We start from the raw sequence: 18,430 nt of genomic DNA on the forward strand, positions 1-18,430 counted from the left end.
CCCCTTCTATTTATTATTTCCCTAAACAAAACTGTGAGAACAGTTGATCTATTAGGCTATCCTGCACCGTATCTCCTACTATTTCCCCAAGCAATTCCCAAGCTCGAGTAACATCTATTTGGACTAGATCGATTGGCATATTGGCATCAATCGCGTCTTTTGCATCATCTAGCGCCTTTAATGTTTGTTGTAAAAGTTGGATATGACGGACATTTGAAACATAAGATAAATCTCCAGAATCTAATTCCCCTTCAAAGAAGGTATCAGAAATTGCTGCCTCTAATGCATCAATACCTTTATCTTCTATTAAGGCAGTCGTAATCACCTTTTGTTTACCTGCTAATTGCTCCACCTCTTGTCTGTCAAGCTTTGTAGGTAAATCCGTTTTATTAACGATCACGATATATTCCAGATCCTTAATTGCTTCAAATAGCTTTCTGTCCTCTTCGGTTAATTCTTCTCCATTATTCAGAACCAACAGAATAAGGTCTGCTTGCTTTAATGCTTGTCGAGAGCGTTCTACTCCAATTTTTTCGACAATATCCTCGGTTTCTCGGATTCCTGCCGTGTCTACTAATCGGAGCGGAATTCCTCTAATATTGACATATTCCTCAATAACATCTCTTGTCGTTCCTGGAATATCCGTTACAATCGCCTTTGTTTCTTGTACTAAAGCATTGAGTAAAGAGGACTTCCCCACATTTGGACGTCCAATAATTGCTGTTGCAATTCCTTCTCTTAATATTTTTCCTTGCTTTGCCATGCTTAGTAGCTGCTCGACTTCTCGGTATACTTCCTCTGTTTTTTCTCGTAGCATATGATTCGACATTTCTTCGACATCATCGTACTCTGGGTAATCAATATTTACTTCTACATGGGCAACTGTCTCAATTAATTTTTGTCTCAATTGATTCACTAAGGTAGACAGCTTCCCATCTAATTGCTTCAATGCTACATTCATTGCCTTGTCCGTTTTAGCTCGAATTAAATCCATCACAGCCTCAGCTTGTGATAGATCAATACGGCCATTTAGGAAAGCTCGTTTCGTAAATTCTCCTGGCTCCGCTAACCGTGCACCATTTGCAAGAACAAGCTCGAGCAGACGGTTAACCGATGCAATTCCACCATGGCAGTTAATTTCCACTACATCTTCTTTCGTAAAAGTTTTTGGTGCTCGCATCACACTAATCATTACTTCTTCTATTATCTCTTCTTTTATCGGATCTATTATTTTTCCATAATGAATGGTATGGGAGCTCACTTCTACTAAATCCTGACCTTGAAAAATCTTATTAGCTATGGTAATTGCATGATCTCCACTTAATCGAACTATGGCAATGGCTCCTTCTCCTAAAGGTGTCGATATGGCGGTTATCGTATCTTGCTCCATTATTTCACCTCCTAGTTTCTGTTTTTCATCTATATCAAACGAATATTATTTCCACTCCACTAACTTATTAGAATACCACAAACCATTCCCTCTTGAAAAGATATCCACATTATTTATCCTAAAAATCTTATCAATCAAATTATCCACATGTGTATAACTTTACGTTTTGACAATCTTTAAAAAATATTCCAATAAAGATTATGACTTCCTTCATGACAAAACCCCGATGTTTTCTCACATCGGGGTTTTCATCACTTATTTATTTTTACATCCTGATCATCCGTGAGAAAGCCCATCACGGATGGAAGTCTCACTTTACCACAGCGCCAACCGTCCGTAAGACCTCCACTTGGAGATTTAAGAAGATCATTGAAGCTACATGCAGGCCAACGGACAATAAGCATCCTGATAAGTTTCGCTAACCATCCGTGAGAAAGCCCCCTCACGGATGGAAGTCTCACTTTACCGGTTTGATTACTACGTAACGATTGGGTTCGACTCCGTCTGAATCTGTTGTAATTTTAGCGTTGTTTTGTAAGGCTGTATGGATAATTTTTCTTTCAAAAGACGGCATTGGTTCAATCTTCACATGTTTGCTTGTTTCGATGGCGCGATCTGCTAAGCGATTAGCAAGTTGGATTAACGTTTCTTTTCTGCGGCTACGATAACCTTCAGCATCCACAATGACAGTATAGTATTTATCCGCATACTGATGAATCGCTAATTGCGCCAAATATTGAATGGCATTTAAGGTTTGTCCCCTTTTTCCAATCAATACGGCAATTTTCTCCCCACTTAATTCACAGTTAATGACATTATCAGCAACCGTTATTTCTACGTCTAATTCTTCGTCAAACTCTGCCAAAATATTTTGAATATATTGCTCCAATTTCTCAACTGGATCCTTCTGTATCACAACCTTAACAATCGCAGGCTTTGATCCGAATAAACCGAGTAATCCTTTTTTACCCTCATCAATTATTTCGATGCTCGCTTGATCCTCTGTGATGTTTAACTGCTTTAATGCTGATTGGATCGCTTCATCAACCGTTTGTCCAGTAGCAGTTACTTGTCTCACTTTTTCGTTCCTCCTGTGGCTGCATCATTATTTCTCATCATTGGATTTTTAATTAGTAATGTTTGTAATACCATAAAGATATTACCTACTACCCAATAAAGTGCCAATGCAGATGGGAAAAAGATAGCAAATATCCCGATCATAAATGGCATGATATAAAGCATCATCGTCATCTGTGGCATCATTGAATTTTGTTGTGTTGTCGTTCCAGCCATCATCAGCTTTTGCTGTAAAAAGGTAAATCCAGCCGTTAATACTGGTAAGATGTAATATGGATCTGGTTGGTCGAGCTGGAACCATAAGAAATGGTGACCATCTAATGCACCTGTTCGCATGATCGCATGGTAAAAGGCGATTAATATTGGCATTTGAACAATAATTGGCAAACAACCTGCTAATGGGTTTACTCCGTTCTTCTGGAATAATTCCATCGTTTCTTGTTGCAGTTTTTGCTGTGTTTGCTGATCTTTAGAACTATATTTTTCACGAATTTTTTGTAATTCTGGTTGAATTTGTTGCATTGCCTTAGAGCTTTTCAATTGTTTAATATTTAAAGGTAATAAAATTAAACGAATAATAAGTGTAACAATGACAATCGATAAACCGTATCCATAGTCTGCATGGAAAAACTCGGCAACCTTCACAATTACCCATGATAATGGATAAACAAAATACTTGTTCCAAATTCCATCACTTTCCGCTGTAATCTCTTGATCGATTTCTGTACAACCTGATAAGAATAGTACTAAGCCGATTAGGCCGATTAATACTAGGAGCTTTTTACGCATCTTTCTCCTCCTTAAACTCATAACATATCCTAAAAAGTATTTTATCATGTTATTATTATATACTGCTAAAATTTTAGCAAGGTTTCATAAAAACTTATTAATTAGCTCGAGCATTTTTTAAAAGCTTCGTTTTATAAAGAAGATGCTGGACACTCTTTTTTACCTGATGATAGTCCAGATCCTTCACAGGCTTCCTCGCAATGATAATAATATCATAGGACGATTTAATCTCCTCATCTAATTCTAAAAAAGCTTGTCTTAAATATCTTTTCACCTTGTTACGAACTACTGCATTACCTATCTTCTTACTTACCGATAATCCTATTCGGTAATGCCTTTGATCGTTTTTATGTAAAAAATATATCACTAATTGTCGATTCGCAAAAGAAGCGCCTTTTTTAAAAACATCTTGAAATTCGATATTTTTTTTTATTCGAAAAGCTTTCCTCATAACAACTTGCGCCTCCATCATATCTAACAAACAGATCAGATTCCACTTGCTCATCACATTTTTATTATTCTTAGCATAACATTACTTCCTTATAGTAGAAAAGACCACTGAAATGTCAGTGGCCTATGCAGATAATACTTTTCTACCTTTCTTGCGACGACGAGCAAGTACTCTACGTCCATTTTTCGTGCTCATACGTGCACGGAATCCATGGACCTTTTTGCGTTTACGATTATTTGGTTGAAATGTACGTTTCATTCTATATGCACCTCCCTGAGGAAACTAAAAATCATAACCGAATAGACAGTCCTAATCATTATACTGATAAATAGAAACCTAGTCAATATTTTGTTTCCTTTTTCTCCTCGCAATCTGTTATACAACAAACTTCTGTTATTCTTGTACTATAACACCCGGTTGTGGATAACATTTTTACGTTTTCCTACTTCTTCCCACTTTTGTCGACAAAATATTCACAAGTTTATACCCTGGGGAAAGAAAATACTCACAAATTGTCTAACTTGTGGATAACCTACAATAAAACATTGCAATTATTGCCCTTTTTTGATAATATATATTTGTTTTATACTGTTAATATCTAAATAAGATTCCTTCCTTATCCACAAACTGTGGATAAAATGTGGACAATAATTCACATATTGTATATTACATTATACACATACATGTGGAAAACTGAATTTCAAAGTTTTCCGCTTTTTTATCGGCATAATATTATCCACAACTTATTCTTAAATGAAGGAAAGGAGGTTCCAAATGGAGAATATAGAGGATCTTTGGCAGAATACGCTAGAAATGATTAAGGAAAAAGTGAGTAAGCCTAGCTATGACACCTGGCTTAAAAACACATTAATTGACCAAATCCAAGAAGATACTGTTATTATATCGGCACCAAATGAGTTCACTCGTGATTGGTTGGAATCTAAATATACGAAAATTGTAAAAGAAGTGCTTTATGAGCTTACAGGTGCTGATCTATCTGTTAAATTTATCATTCCAGAATCTGCAGAAATATTAAATGCAGAAGAAACTCAAACGAAAAAGAAGGCGATCATCTCTTCCCAGGGAAATCATACTTCGCCAAAATCAATGCTCAATGATAAATATACCTTTGAAACATTTGTTATTGGCTCTGGTAATCGGTTCGCTCATGCTGCATCTTTAGCCGTTGCTGAGGCGCCAGCAAAAGCATATAATCCACTCTTCATCTATGGGGGCGTTGGTTTAGGAAAAACACACCTCATGCATGCAATTGGACATTATGTTCTCGATCATAATCCATCTGCAAAGGTGGTCTATCTATCATCCGAGAAATTTACGAATGAATTTATTAATTCTATTCGTGATAATAAGGCCGTCAATTTTCGTAATAAATATCGAAACGTCGACGTGCTTCTAATAGATGATATTCAGTTTCTAGCTGGAAAAGAACAAACACAGGAAGAATTTTTCCATACTTTTAATACTCTACATGAAGAAAACAAACAGATTATTATTTCAAGTGACCGTCCGCCAAAGGAAATTCCGACACTGGAAGACCGTTTAAGATCACGCTTTGAATGGGGACTTATTACAGATATTACCCCACCCGATCTTGAAACAAGAATTGCTATACTAAGAAAAAAAGCCAAAGCAGATGGACTTGATATTCCAAACGAAGTTATGCTTTATATTGCCAATCAAATTGATACGAATATTCGCGAACTAGAAGGTGCACTTATTCGTGTTGTCGCATATTCGTCCTTGATCAATCAAGATATAGATGCATCCTTAGCAGCAGAGGCACTGAAGGATATCATTCCTGCATCGAAACCGAAAGTGATTACGATCCATCATATTCAAGAAGCTGTAGGTAAGAGATATCAAGTGAAATTAGAAGAATTTGCTGCCAAGAAAAGAACAAAATCCATAGCTTTTCCAAGACAAATAGCTATGTATCTATCAAGAGAGCTAACTGACTTTTCTTTACCTAAAATAGGGGAAGAATTCGGTGGTAGAGATCATACTACCGTGATTCACGCACATGAAAAAATATCAAAAATGATTGCAACAGACTCCTTATTGAGTAAAGAAATAGACGAGATTAAAGAACAGCTTAAATCTATTTAAAATCTATCATTGTGAATTTTGTGGATAAGTGATGCACAACTATAAACAACTTATTCACATCTGGATAACTCATTTCATTTCGGAAAAACGGCAGTTATCCACATATTCACAGCCCCTATTACTATTATTACTATATTTTATTATTAATAATATATAATATACTTCCTCAAGGAGGATTAAGAATGAAAGTAATTATTAATCAAGCCAAATTATTGGAAAGCATACAACATGTAACCAAAGCCATTTCTTCCAAGACAGCTATTCCTATTTTGTCTGGTTTGAAAATTCAAGCAACACAAAATGGATTAAAATTAACAGGTAGTGATTCTGATATAACGATAGAATCTTACATACCAATGGAAGAAGAAGGAATTCAATTTATTGACGAAATTGAACAAGGAGAAATCGTCGTTCATGCTAAGTATTTTCCAGAGATTATTCGGAAATTACCACAGGATACCGTTCAAATTGAGACGGATGATCATTTACAAGTAACCATCCATTCAGGTAGTGCAGAATTTCATTTGAATGGACAAGACGCTGAGGAATATCCACAAATTTCTCAATTACAGACAGATTCTAGCTTTGAATTACCGATCAACCTATTGAAGAATATGATTAAACAAACCGTGTTTGCTGTCTCCACTTCTGAGACTAGACCGATTTTAACTGGAGTGAACTTACGTGCAGAAGAGGATTTGTTAAAGTTTATTGCTACGGATTCTCATCGTTTAGCTGCAAGTAATATCCCGTTGGAATCTCCCATCGATACTTTTCCTTCTAATCAGGTGGTGATTCCAGGGAAAAGCTTAAATGAACTAAGCAAAATACTAGAGGATACAGAGGAAAAAATTACGATTAGTATTTCTGATAACCAAATAGCTTTCCAAACGGAAAATCTATACTTTTTATCAAGATTACTTGATGGAAAATATCCAGAAACGTCTAGATTAATTCCAGAAGAAAGTAAAACAATAATTCATACTAATACAAAGCAACTCTTACAAACTGTCGATCGTGCATCCTTGTTAGCAAGAGAAAATCAAAATAATGTGATTCGTCTTCAAACAAAAGAAAATAACACTATAGAAATATCTAGTAATTCACCGGAAATAGGAAATGTAGAAGAAGATCTAACGGTAAATACGATCGAAGGGGAAGACTTAAAAATTTCATTTAGTTCGAAATATATGATTGATGCCCTGAAGATCATGGAAACAGATCAAATAAAAATTGAATTTACTGGTGCGATGAGGCCATTTATCCTAAAGCCTGTGGATAATGACCATATCCTCCAGCTTATTTTACCTGTAAGAACCTTTTAAAGAGATTTAAGGGAACAATGTTTAAATTGTTCCTTTTTCTTTTTTGGACAGCTGTACACGATAAAAAAATAATTACCTTTCTTTAGTAAATAGATAACCTTAACGATAACCCTGTGGAAAAATGTCTATGAAATGCCCCACTTATTAGTGTTTCCTTTTCTTACAGCCAAATGTTTAGTAATATAGATAGAAGGGCTATAATAGTTAACGGTAGATTCAATTCAAGTTAACAAAACGATAGTAGAATCGTTTCGAGCTATCTATTGTAGGAAAAGAAGGTGAATGAAAGATGGAAGAAAAAATCGGAATCTCTACAGAATACATTCAGCTAGGGCAATTTTTAAAGCTTGCCAATATTTTAGATTCTGGTGGAATGGTGAAGGTGTTCCTTCAAGAAACTGGAGTCTATGTGAATGACGAATTAGAAAACAGACGAGGTAGGAAATTATATCCTGGAGATACGGTTTATGTTGAGGATATTGGAACCTTTATTGTTGCAGCAGAGGAAAACTAGTGCCATCATTTTCGCTGTGTAAATAAAGTATATAATCTCCGTTTTTCAGTCCATTTGCTATTGTTTGAAAGGACGGCGTCCGCTTTTCTAGCATGTTTCTTTAGAAAGGAAACTCGTATGTATATTCAATCACTTCAATTATTAAATTATCGTAATTATCCCAAATTAACGATAGAATTTGATGATAAAGTTAATGTTTTTATAGGAGAAAATGCTCAAGGTAAAACTAATTTGATGGAAGCTATCTATGTGTTAGGATTTTCGAAATCTCATCGTACAACAAAAGATAAAGAATTAATCCAATGGGAGCAAAATTATGCTAAAATAGAGGGTAGTGTTTATAAACGAAACCGCCAATTTCCGTTAGAGATTTCGATTACGAACAAAGGGAAAAAAGCAAAATTAAATCATCTGGAACAGAAACGTCTTAGTGATTATATTGGGGCTTTAAATATTGTCATGTTTGCACCGGAAGACTTGAATTTAGTAAAAGGAAGTCCACAAATACGAAGGCGTTTTATTGATATGGAAATCGGGCAAATTCAGCCTGTTTATATATATCATCTTGGGCAATATATCAAAATTTTAAAACAAAGAAATCATTTATTAAAACAATTGCAAAAAAAGCAAAAGGTAGACATTACGATGCTACATGTATTGACAGACCAACTGATCGAACATGCAGGAATGATTATCGAAAAACGAATCCATTTCCTTGAACGTTTAAGAAATTGGGCTGCTGATATACATAGTGGAATCAGTCGTAACCTTGAACATTTAGATATTCGATACCAGGCCACCATTGATTTAGCGAATTCCGACCAAAAGGAAGAAATTTTACAGCATTACCTGAGCACGTTCGAAAAAATGGAATCCAAAGAAATCGAACGTGGGACAACCTTAATAGGGCCGCACCGCGATGATTTAGCGTTTTTCGTCAATGGTAAAAATGTACAAACCTTTGGTTCACAAGGTCAGCAAAGAACAACAGCCCTTTCGTTAAAGCTTGCAGAAATTGAATTGATCCATCAAGAAATTGGTGATTATCCCATTTTATTATTAGATGATGTGTTAAGTGAATTAGATGATTACCGCCAGTCCCATTTATTAGATACGATTGAAGGGAAGGTTCAGACGTTTGTCTCCACGACGAGTGTGGATGGCATTGATCACCAAACATTGAAAAAAGCGGAAATATTCAAGGTTCATGATGGAAATATAACGAGATAAAAGTGGGGATAAAATGTTTATTCATATTGGAGACGACCATGTTATTCAATCTAAAGATGTTATTGCCATTATAGATTATAGCTTAGTCACTTCATCTACCATCAATGAGGAAATGCTACAAGAGTTGAGAAGGGAAAAAGAAATTATTGCAACAGAGGAAGATCTAACGAAAGCGATTGTTATTACAACAAATAAAGTTTATTACAGTCCACTCTCTGTTTTAACACTAAAAAAGAGAGCGAGTATGATCTCTACCATTAGCAAACTAGAAGATTATTCAGAAAACTACGAAGAATCATAAAGTGAGATTTTCATCAGTGGGTGTTCTTCATTCCCACTGATCGTGATGATAAGTAATATTTTTCCATTATTAATTAGAGGAATGTGGGTGATGGATATGACAATGGAAGAAAAAAGTACAGGACAACAAGTATATGATGCCGATCAGATCCAAGTATTAGAAGGGCTAGAGGCAGTTAGAAAAAGACCTGGTATGTATATTGGTTCTACGAATGAAAGAGGTCTTCACCATCTAGTATGGGAAATTGTAGATAATAGTATAGACGAAGCACTTGCAGGCTACTGTGATCATATCGAGGTTTTTATTGAGAAAGATAATAGTATTACGGTTGTCGATAATGGTCGTGGGATTCCTGTAAGCTTGCATGAGAAGACAGGTCGTCCAGCGGTAGAAACCATTATGACCGTACTACACGCAGGTGGTAAATTCGGTGGTGGAGGCTACAAGGTCTCTGGTGGTTTGCACGGGGTAGGTGCTTCTGTTGTGAACGCACTTTCGACGGAGCTAGAGGTATATGTGCATCGGGATGGAAAAATCCATTATATAAGCTTTAGCCAAGGGAAACCAAAAGAAGATCTTCACGTTATTGGCGATACAGATATAACAGGGACACGCACTAGGTTTAAGCCAGATCCAGAGATTTTTACGGAAACAACGGTTTATCAGTATGATATACTAGCCACTCGTTTAAGAGAATTAGCCTTCTTAAATAAAGGCTTAACTATTTCGATTAAAGATAATCGAGAAGAAGATAAAGAAACGGAAACATTCCATTATGAAGGTGGAATTAAATCATATGTCGAGCATTTGAATCGTTCAAAAGAAGTATTACATGAACCATTCTATGCAGAAAAAGAAGAAGACAACATTCAAGTAGAAGTTGCTTTACAATACAATGAAGGATTTGCTAGTAACATCTATTCTTTCGCGAATAATATTAACACACATGAGGGTGGTACCCATGAATCTGGGTTTAAAACAGGTTTAACACGTGTGATTAATGACTATGCAAGAAAGAATAATTTGTTTAAGGAAAATGACCCGAACTTGTCTGGAGACGATGTGAGAGAAGGTTTAACGGCCATTATATCGATTAAGCATCCTGATCCACAGTTTGAAGGTCAAACAAAGACTAAATTAGGTAATAGTGAAGCAAGGACCATTACAGATGCTTCATTTAGTGAACTGTTTAGTAAGTTTCTATTTGAAAATCCGAATACCGCGAGAATAATAGTAGATAAAGGTCTGATGGCCTCACGAGCTAGAATTGCTGCGAAGAAAGCAAGAGAATTGACTAGAAGAAAAGGGGCATTAGAGGTTTCTAATCTTCCAGGTAAATTAGCGGATTGTTCTTCTAGAGATGCTTCGATCAGTGAGCTTTATATCGTAGAGGGGGATTCGGCAGGTGGTTCAGCTAAACAAGGAAGAGATAGACACTTCCAAGCAATTCTCCCATTACGAGGGAAAGTACTCAATGTGGAAAAAGCTAGACTAGATAAAATATTATCCAATAATGAAATTCGTACCATTATTACTGCATTAGGGACAGGTATTGGTGAGGAATTTGATATCACGAAGGCTCGTTACCATAAAATTATCATTATGACAGATGCTGACGTTGATGGTGCTCACATTCGTACACTATTGTTAACCTTTTTCTTTCGTTTTATGCGACCATTAATTGAGCATGGCTATGTTTATATTGCACAGCCACCACTCTATCAGGTAAAACAAGGAAAGGCGGTTCATTACACATATAGTGACAGGGAGTTGGATCAATTATTGCAGGAATTACCAGGACAACCGAAGCCAGGAATCCAGCGCTATAAAGGTCTTGGAGAAATGAATGCAGAACAGCTTTGGGATACAACGATGGATCCAGACACAAGGACATTACTTCAAGTCAATCTAGTGGATGCAATGGATGCCGATCAAATTTTTGATATGTTAATGGGTGATAAGGTAGAGCCGCGGCGTAATTTTATTCAAGATAATGCCGTATATGTCAAAAATCTAGATATTTAAGGTTTAGCAATAACGAGATGTTGGATGGTGGTGATCATATCCAACTCTGAGCGCTAAGGAATGAGAAGAAGAGTTAGCCTAGCGCTTCTATGCTTTTGTTCCTGCAATGAATAGGAGGTAATGATTTATGGTGGATAATATACGTCCACAAGTACAAGAAATAAATATTGGACAAGAAATGCGGACATCTTTTTTAGATTATGCGATGAGTGTTATTGTGTCCCGTGCACTTCCTGATGTAAGAGATGGGTTAAAGCCAGTCCATCGTAGAATATTATATGCACTAAATGACCAAGGTATGCATGCAGATAAAGCTTATAAAAAATCTGCTCGTATTGTTGGAGATGTTATAGGTAAATATCACCCACATGGGGACTCTGCTGTATATGATGCGATGGTTAGAATGGCACAGGATTTTAGCTTTCGCTATATGTTAGTGGATGGTCACGGGAACTTTGGATCGGTAGATGGTGACCCTCCAGCGGCGATGCGTTATACAGAAGCACGTATGTCCAAGATATCGATGGAAATGCTTCGAGATATTAATAAAAATACGATTGATTATATGGATAACTATGATGGCTCAGAAAAAGAACCAAAGGTGTTACCTGCTAAATTTCCGAATTTATTAGTGAATGGTGCATCAGGTATTGCAGTTGGGATGGCAACGAATATCCCACCACATCAACTAGGAGAAACGATTGATGCTATTCTTGCCATCAGTAAGAATCCTGAAATCACTATTTCTGAATTAATGGAAGAATATATTCATGGGCCAGATTTTCCAACAGCAGGGCAAATTCTAGGGAGAAGCGGAATTAGAAGAGCTTATGAAACAGGAAAAGGTGCGATCACGCTTCGAGCCAAAACGGAAATAGAGGAACAAGCGAATGGGAAAGCTAGAATCCTTGTGACAGAAATTCCTTATCAGGTGAATAAAGCGAAACTAATTGAGAAGATTGCCGACTTAGCAAGAGATAAGCGCATTGAGGGAATAACTGATTTACGCGATGAATCGGATCGAACAGGGATGCGAATTGTGATTGAATTAAGACGTGATGCCAATCCGAATGTGGTATTAAACAATCTCTTTAAACAAACATCATTACAAACATCCTTTGGTATTAATATGCTAGCACTTGTGGATGGACAACCAAAGGTGTTGAACTTAAAGCAATGCTTACAATATTATTTAGAACACCAAAAAGAAGTCATCACAAGAAGAACACAATATGAATTAAACAAAGCGGAAGCAAGAGCCCACATTTTAGAAGGGTTACGTATTGCACTTGATCATATTGATGCGATCATTGCGTTAATTCGCCAATCTCAAACGACAGAAATAGCTCGAGAAGGCTTAATGAATGAATTTAAGCTTTCTGAAAAACAAGCTCAGGCTATTTTAGATATGCGTTTGCAACGTCTAACTGGTTTAGAACGAGAAAAGATCGAAGAAGAATATCAAGAGATTAAAGCATTAATTGAAGAATTGAAGGCTATTTTGGCCAATGAAGAAAAGATTTTAGAAATCATTCGTGAGGAATTAATCGAAATTAAAGAACGCTATAATGATGAGAGAAAAACCGAAATTGTCAGTGGTGGCATTGATTTAATTGAGGATGAAGATTTAATTCCTGAAGAGAATATTGTCATTACCTTGACCCATCGTGGCTATATTAAACGTCTCCCAGCATCAACCTATCGAGCACAACGAAGAGGTGGACGAGGTATCCAAGGGATGGGCACAAATGAAGATGACTTTGTCGAGCATCTAGTATCATGCTCTACTCATGACACTGTGCTATTTTTCTCTAATAAAGGGAAGGTCTATCGAGCAAAAGGCTACGAAATCCCAGAATTTAATCGAACAGCAAAAGGAATTCCGATTATTAATTTATTAGAAATTGAACAAGGTGAATGGATTAATGCAGTGATTACGGTATCAGAATACCATGAAGATTGGTATCTCTTCTTTACGACAAAACACGGTATATCCAAAAGAACCTCTTTAACACAATTTTCTAATATTAGAAGAGGTGGCTTAATTGCCTTAAATTTAAGGGATGATGATGAATTAATTTCGGTTCGATTAACAGATGGAACGAAGGATATTTTAATCGGTACGAGAAATGGTTATGTTATTCGCTTTGAGGAAGAACAAATAAGATCTATGGGGCGAACCGCAGCAGGTGTGAAAGGTATTTCTCTACGAAATGATGATGAGGTAGTATCCATGGAAATTATTGAGGATGGCTACTATGTCCTAAATGTAACCGAAAATGGTTATGGAAAACGTACACCTGTAGAGGATTATCGTAGAACAAACCGAGGCGGTAAAGGAATTTTTACCTGTAATGTTACAGATAAAACAGGAGAGGTAATTGCCGTTAAAACAGTCACAGGCGAAGAAGATATTATGATTATGACGGTTTCTGGTGTTTTAATCAGAATGCAGGTCGAGGGTATCTCTACAACTGGAAGAAATACACAAGGGGTTCGATTAATTCGTTTACAGGAAGAAGAAAAAGTAGCAACTGTTGCAAAGATTGACCCTGAGGAAGATTCCGAAGAAGAAGGAGAAGTGCAAGAAGAAAATTAAGATAAGGGTTGTGATCCGATTGCAGGTGCATCCAAAGCAGTTAGTCCCAGGATGTATAGTATTAGAGCCGGTAATTGGTAAATCCGATCATCCGATTATTGAAAGTAACACAGTCATTGAGGAACATCACATAAAGTTACTAAAAAACTTTGGAATCTCTACTGTGGAAGTCTCAAGCAAGTTAGTGACAGGATTAGATTTTCAACCAGAGAAGATAGGGGAAAAGCAATTAGAAAAAAAGAGAGAAGAAATGGCTTTTGAAAGACTGTACCTGAAAGCAGTGAAGCATTATAAGCAATTTTTTACGAATTGGCAAACTGGTGTGTCGATTAATATACAGGAATTAACTACACTTATGACACCATTGTTTGAGCTTGTAGATAAAATAACCTTGGATCTCTTTTTATTGTATGAATATGCTTCAAAGAAAGATTATTTCTATCATCATGGTATATCTATCGCACTAATTTCAGCCTATTTAGCCAAAAAATTAGGATATAAAGAAGAATGGGACAAAGTCGGACTTGCCGGTTTACTAGCAGATTGTGGAATGGCCAAATTGAATCCAGCTTTTCTTCATCGAGAAGATAAGCTAACTGTAGAAGAATACGATGAGGTGAAGCATCATCCGAGACTCTCCTATCGTTTAGTGGAGCATATAACTTCATTAAGTGAGGATGTGAAGCTTGGAATCATACAGCATCATGAGCGGGGGGATGGAAGTGGTTATCCATTAGGTGTCAAGGGTGATGAAATTCATCTATATGCTAAAATAATTGCGATAACTGATACGTATCATGCGATGACATCGGAACGGTTATACCGAAGGAAGCAGTCACCATTCAAAGTGGTGGAGGAAATGCTAAAGCTTTCGCAGCATAAATTGGATGCGACTATTTTACAAGTATTCGTAGATTCTTTTTTTTACTATTCCATTGGAACAAGGGTCTTATTATCCAATGGGAAGGAAGCTCTCATTGTATCGATCAAAAGAGACACACCTGTTAGACCAGTGGTTCAACTTGTAGAGGATGCAAAAATCATTTCATTAAAAGACAAACCAACGTTATTTATTGAAAAGATATTAAAATAGAGACAAGGAAGAGTAAGGAGTTGATTTTATGATCAGCTCTATTTTTTTATTCAAACATGTAAACTCTTACATCATTGATTTTGTTGTGTTTTAAATTTTATGGTGATTATTCACCCGAAAAAAGGCTTGAAAAACGTATGAACATGTCGTATTGTAAATAACAATAGTTTAGGAAGAAAACCCTCAATTACCGTTAGTTTTCACTAGTTTCTATCAAAGGGAAAACTGATTTTTCCTCGTTTTATACGTTAAGAAAGTATAAAAATCTCTACGCAGTAGAAATTCGATGTAGCAGAGATTTTAAGGTACTAAGTATAAGAAAAACTAGGCATTCGCTAAAAGACGAGCGAATGCGAGTTTTTCTAATAGAATTCCCAATTAAAAGAAGGAGGTCTATCTGTGAGAGAAGACAAATTTGTTAAAGAAGGTCTAACGTTTGATGACGTATTGCTAATGCCAGCAGAGTCTAATGTTCTACCAAGAGAGGTATCTGTTCAAACAAAGCTATCGGATAACATTACATTGAATATTCCATTTATCAGTGCAGGGATGGATACTGTAACAGAAGCAAAAATGGCAATTTCGATGGCAAGACAAGGCGGAATAGGTATTATTCATAAAAACATGTCGATTGAGGAGCAAGCCGAAAAGGTAGATCGAGTTAAGCGCTCTGAAAGTGGTGTGATTACCAATCCATTTTTCTTACTACCAGAGCATCAAGTATTTGATGCAGAGCATTTAATGGCTAAATTCCGGATTTCTGGTGTGCCTATTGTAAATAATGAAAAAGATCAAGTATTGGTTGGTATTTTAACGAATCGTGATCTCCGATTTATAGAGGACTATTCAATTAAAATTGCAGATGTAATGACAAGTCAGAACTTAGTGACAGCTCCAGTTGGGACAACCTTAGAGGAAGCAAGTAAAATTCTACAAAAGCATAAAATCGAAAAATTACCATTAGTAGACGAAAATAAAGTCTTAAAAGGGCTTATTACGATTAAAGATATTGAGAAAGTGATTGAATTCCCACACTCTGCAAAGGATAAGCAAGGTAGATTATTGGCTGGTGCAGCTGTTGGGGTAACGGGTGACTCCATGTTACGAATCGAAAAGCTTGTGGAAGCTGGTGTGGATGTGATCGTCGTAGATACAGCGCACGGGCATTCCAAAGGGGTTATTGATCAGGTAAAGGTGATTCGTGAGAAATATCCAGAGTTAGATATCATTGCAGGTAATGTTGCTACAGCTGAAGCAACAAGAGCATTAATCGAAGCAGGTGCGAACATTATTAAAGTTGGAATTGGTCCTGGTTCTATTTGTACGACTCGCGTAGTGGCAGGTGTAGGAGTACCTCAAATTACAGCTGTTAATGATTGTGCAACAGAAGCGGCTAAATATAATGTCCCAGTCATTGCAGACGGTGGAATTAAGTATTCTGGAGATATAGCAAAGGCTATTGCCGCAGGTGCACATGCCGTTATGCTAGGTAGTCTATTTGCTGGTGTATCTGAAAGTCCTGGAGAAACGGAAATTTATCAAGGACGTAGGTACAAAGTATACCGTGGAATGGGTTCTATTACCTCCATGAAATCAGGCTCGAAAGATCGCTATTTCCAAGAATCTGATGATACTAAAAAACTAGTGCCTGAAGGAATTGAGGGACGGGTAGCTTATAAAGGTCCTTTAGCGGATACAGTGCATCAATTATTAGGTGGTTTACGCTCTGGAATGGGATATTGTGGTGCGGAGAATTTAGAAGCATTGCGGAAAGATGCAAGGTTTATTCGTATGACAGGTGCAGGACTTCGTGAAAGTCATCCACATGATGTACAAATAACAAAGGAATCACCAAATTATTCCATATCCTAGTTCCTCATTGCTATAAAAAAACTAATCTTAAGTGAGACTTCCATTAGAGGGGGCTTACCGACGATTAACACCTGTTTCATATTGCTAAGGAAACAGGTTTTTTTTGTTTTTGATTGTGTCTATTTCAAGAATGATTATATAGCGTTATTTTCTATTTGTACGAGTTGTGGTAAAATGTTTTCGTGCAAAAAATTGTTGGAGGTAGAAATAGTGAGAAATTTGTCAAAAAAAATTAGTATACTATTAATGATTGTAACCATAGCAATGGCTACATTTGCTATAAAACCTTTTGAAACGCAAGCAGCTGGAACCGTGGAAGTAAATGCAGAGTCTGCCATCGTCGTTGATGCCAATACAGGAAAAATACTGTATGAAAAAAATGCAGATCAAATGTTACCTCCTGCAAGTATGACGAAAATGATGACAGAATACTTAGTATTAGAAGCGATTAATAATGGAGAGATTACTTGGGAGACAACTACACAGATTAGTGATTATCCATATAGTATATCAGCAAACCCAACTTTTTCTGGAATCGGACTCATTCAAGATAAGCAATATACCGTTCGCCAACTGTATGAAGGAATGTCGATTATATCCGATAATGCTACAACGATCGCCCTAGCAGAATTAATTGCAGGGTCAGAATCAGAATTTGTAAAAATGATGAACGCAAAAGCGGAGGAATTGGGGCTTCCGGAATATCAATTTGTTAATTCCACTGGACTATCCAATGCCGACTTAGGAGAAAATTATCCAGAAGGAACAAAGCCTGATGCCGATAATTTAATGTCAGCTCGTTCGGCAGCAAAGCTAGCTTATCATCTCATCAATGACTATCCAGAAGCATTGGAATTCTCTAGTAAAATGCGCTCTGAATTAGATGGAAGACCATTGCAAAACCTCAATTGGATGTTACCATGGGAGGATAATAACTTTACGCAATATGGTTATGAAGGAGTAGACGGTCTTAAAACGGGGTATACCACAGAGGCAGGATACTGCTTTACAGGAACAGCTCAGCAAGGTGACCGTCGCGTCATTACGGTAGTGATGAAGACAAGCAGTGAAGGGGAACGATTCGCTGAAACGAAAAAATTAATGGAATATGGTTTCACTCAATTCGATCAAGTAGAGCTATTCCCTAAAGGCTATCAAATCGAAGGAGAATCGGTTATTCCTGTTGAAAAAGGGAAGAAAGATCAAGTAGAGGTAGAGGCAAAAGATAGTATTACCTCTATGATTAAAAAAGGCGAAGAAGACCTATATGAGGTTACTTATCAATTAGATGAAAAGAAATTAAATAAAGATGGTTCGTTGACTGCCCCTATCAAGAAAGGAGAAAAGCTTGGTGAAGTAGTTCTCCAATATAAGGGAGAAGGGGAAAATGCTTATCTACAAGGAGATAATGAACAAACAGTAGATTTGGTCGCTTCAAAAGCAGTAGAGAAGTCTAATTGGTTCATGCTCACATTAGAGGCGATCGGTGACTTCTTTGGAAATATCTTTTCAACTATTGTCGATTTTGTAAAAGGTCTCTTTAGTTAAAGTATCCCAACTTAAGCACTTGGCATTTGTTAAATTTTTGTTATATAATAAAAGAAGTATAAACTGATTCGTATGGATGAAATTTAAGG

At 36.6% G+C, this 18,430-nt stretch carries 15 protein-coding genes; 10 read left to right on the top strand and 5 right to left on the bottom strand.

Annotated elements, in window-relative coordinates:
• Nucleotides 1-13: 13 nt before the first annotated feature.
• The 5 genes from mnmE to rpmH all read right to left on the bottom strand — a co-directional run bounded on the left by mnmE (nt 14) and on the right by rpmH (nt 3,965).
• Entirely contained in the window at nt 14-1,390 is a 1,377-nt protein-coding gene (gene mnmE, locus DLJ74_RS03935; RefSeq protein WP_109983444.1) for a tRNA uridine-5-carboxymethylaminomethyl(34) synthesis GTPase MnmE, read from the bottom strand.
• Between the two features lie 457 nt (nt 1,391-1,847).
• Nucleotides 1,848-2,468 (bottom strand): RNA-binding cell elongation regulator Jag/EloR, encoded by a 621-nt coding sequence (gene jag, locus DLJ74_RS03940; RefSeq protein ID WP_054860834.1) that lies wholly within the window; start codon nt 2,466-2,468, stop codon nt 1,848-1,850.
• Nucleotides 2,465-3,256 (bottom strand): YidC family membrane integrase SpoIIIJ, encoded by a 792-nt coding sequence (gene spoIIIJ / locus DLJ74_RS03945; RefSeq protein ID WP_054860835.1) that lies wholly within the window; start codon nt 3,254-3,256, stop codon nt 2,465-2,467. The genes jag and spoIIIJ overlap by 4 nt, the downstream gene beginning before the upstream one ends.
• 97 nt (nt 3,257-3,353) lie before the next feature.
• Nucleotides 3,354-3,707: a ribonuclease P protein component gene (gene rnpA, locus DLJ74_RS03950; protein ID WP_054860836.1), complete on the bottom strand. Its 354-nt coding sequence runs from the start codon at nt 3,705-3,707 to the stop codon at nt 3,354-3,356.
• Between the two features lie 123 nt (nt 3,708-3,830).
• The gene (rpmH, locus tag DLJ74_RS03955) at nt 3,831-3,965 is read right to left on the bottom strand and encodes a 50S ribosomal protein L34 (protein ID WP_054788573.1); all 135 of its coding nucleotides are present in this window, start codon (nt 3,963-3,965) and stop codon (nt 3,831-3,833) included.
• Between the two features lie 516 nt (nt 3,966-4,481).
• Between rpmH and dnaA the strand changes: the two genes are divergently transcribed.
• The 10 genes from dnaA (at nt 4,482) to DLJ74_RS04005 (ending at nt 18,341) form a co-directional block, all read left to right on the top strand.
• Nucleotides 4,482-5,834, top strand: a complete 1,353-nt coding sequence (gene dnaA, locus DLJ74_RS03960; RefSeq protein WP_109983445.1) for a chromosomal replication initiator protein DnaA — start codon at nt 4,482-4,484, stop codon at nt 5,832-5,834.
• A 182-nt stretch (nt 5,835-6,016) separates the two neighbouring features.
• Entirely contained in the window at nt 6,017-7,159 is a 1,143-nt protein-coding gene (gene dnaN / locus DLJ74_RS03965) for a DNA polymerase III subunit beta (RefSeq protein WP_054860837.1), read from the top strand.
• Nucleotides 7,160-7,448: 289 nt separating this feature from the next.
• A complete protein-coding gene (yaaA, locus tag DLJ74_RS03970) occupies nt 7,449-7,673 on the top strand; it encodes a S4 domain-containing protein YaaA (RefSeq protein ID WP_054860838.1) in 225 nt (74 codons plus the stop codon).
• Nucleotides 7,674-7,790: 117 nt separating this feature from the next.
• Nucleotides 7,791-8,903 carry a DNA replication/repair protein RecF gene (recF, locus tag DLJ74_RS03975; RefSeq protein ID WP_109983446.1) on the top strand — a complete coding sequence of 371 codons (1,113 nt, stop codon included), beginning with the start codon at nt 7,791-7,793 and terminating at the stop codon, nt 8,901-8,903.
• Nucleotides 8,904-8,916: 13 nt separating this feature from the next.
• Entirely contained in the window at nt 8,917-9,204 is a 288-nt protein-coding gene (gene remB, locus DLJ74_RS03980; RefSeq protein WP_109983447.1) for an extracellular matrix regulator RemB, read from the top strand.
• A gap of 102 nt (nt 9,205-9,306) precedes the next feature.
• Entirely contained in the window at nt 9,307-11,229 is a 1,923-nt protein-coding gene (gene gyrB, locus DLJ74_RS03985) for a DNA topoisomerase (ATP-hydrolyzing) subunit B (protein WP_219987216.1), read from the top strand.
• Between the two features lie 127 nt (nt 11,230-11,356).
• The gene (gene gyrA / locus DLJ74_RS03990) at nt 11,357-13,828 is read left to right on the top strand and encodes a DNA gyrase subunit A (RefSeq protein ID WP_109983448.1); all 2,472 of its coding nucleotides are present in this window, start codon (nt 11,357-11,359) and stop codon (nt 13,826-13,828) included.
• Between the two features lie 25 nt (nt 13,829-13,853).
• On the top strand, nt 13,854-14,921 hold the full coding sequence (locus tag DLJ74_RS03995) for an HD-GYP domain-containing protein (RefSeq protein ID WP_245902252.1): 1,068 nt from the start codon (nt 13,854-13,856) through the stop codon (nt 14,919-14,921).
• A 399-nt stretch (nt 14,922-15,320) separates the two neighbouring features.
• On the top strand, nt 15,321-16,793 hold the full coding sequence (gene guaB / locus DLJ74_RS04000; protein WP_054788578.1) for an IMP dehydrogenase: 1,473 nt from the start codon (nt 15,321-15,323) through the stop codon (nt 16,791-16,793).
• Between the two features lie 210 nt (nt 16,794-17,003).
• Nucleotides 17,004-18,341, top strand: a complete 1,338-nt coding sequence (locus DLJ74_RS04005) for a serine hydrolase (RefSeq protein WP_109983449.1) — start codon at nt 17,004-17,006, stop codon at nt 18,339-18,341.
• The last annotated feature ends 89 nt before the right edge of the window (nt 18,342-18,430 follow it).

The organism is Gracilibacillus dipsosauri, assembly GCF_003176895.1.
Lineage (GTDB): Bacteria > Bacillota > Bacilli > Bacillales > Amphibacillaceae > Gracilibacillus > Gracilibacillus dipsosauri.

Excerpts from the sequence above, each read along its gene's own strand:
- mnmE (WP_109983444.1), bottom strand. The coding sequence starts at position 1,390 with ATGGAGCAAGATACGATAACCGCCATATCGACACCTTTAGGAGAAGGA.
- spoIIIJ (WP_054860835.1), bottom strand. The coding sequence starts at position 3,256 with ATGCGTAAAAAGCTCCTAGTATTAATCGGCCTAATCGGCTTAGTACTA.
- rnpA (WP_054860836.1), bottom strand. The coding sequence starts at position 3,707 with ATGAGGAAAGCTTTTCGAATAAAAAAAAATATCGAATTTCAAGATGTT.
- rpmH (WP_054788573.1), bottom strand. The coding sequence starts at position 3,965 with ATGAAACGTACATTTCAACCAAATAATCGTAAACGCAAAAAGGTCCAT.
- dnaA (WP_109983445.1), top strand. The coding sequence starts at position 4,482 with ATGGAGAATATAGAGGATCTTTGGCAGAATACGCTAGAAATGATTAAG.
- dnaN (WP_054860837.1), top strand. The coding sequence starts at position 6,017 with ATGAAAGTAATTATTAATCAAGCCAAATTATTGGAAAGCATACAACAT.
- yaaA (WP_054860838.1), top strand. The coding sequence starts at position 7,449 with ATGGAAGAAAAAATCGGAATCTCTACAGAATACATTCAGCTAGGGCAA.
- recF (WP_109983446.1), top strand. The coding sequence starts at position 7,791 with ATGTATATTCAATCACTTCAATTATTAAATTATCGTAATTATCCCAAA.
- remB (WP_109983447.1), top strand. The coding sequence starts at position 8,917 with ATGTTTATTCATATTGGAGACGACCATGTTATTCAATCTAAAGATGTT.
- gyrB (WP_219987216.1), top strand. The coding sequence starts at position 9,307 with ATGGAAGAAAAAAGTACAGGACAACAAGTATATGATGCCGATCAGATC.
- gyrA (WP_109983448.1), top strand. The coding sequence starts at position 11,357 with ATGGTGGATAATATACGTCCACAAGTACAAGAAATAAATATTGGACAA.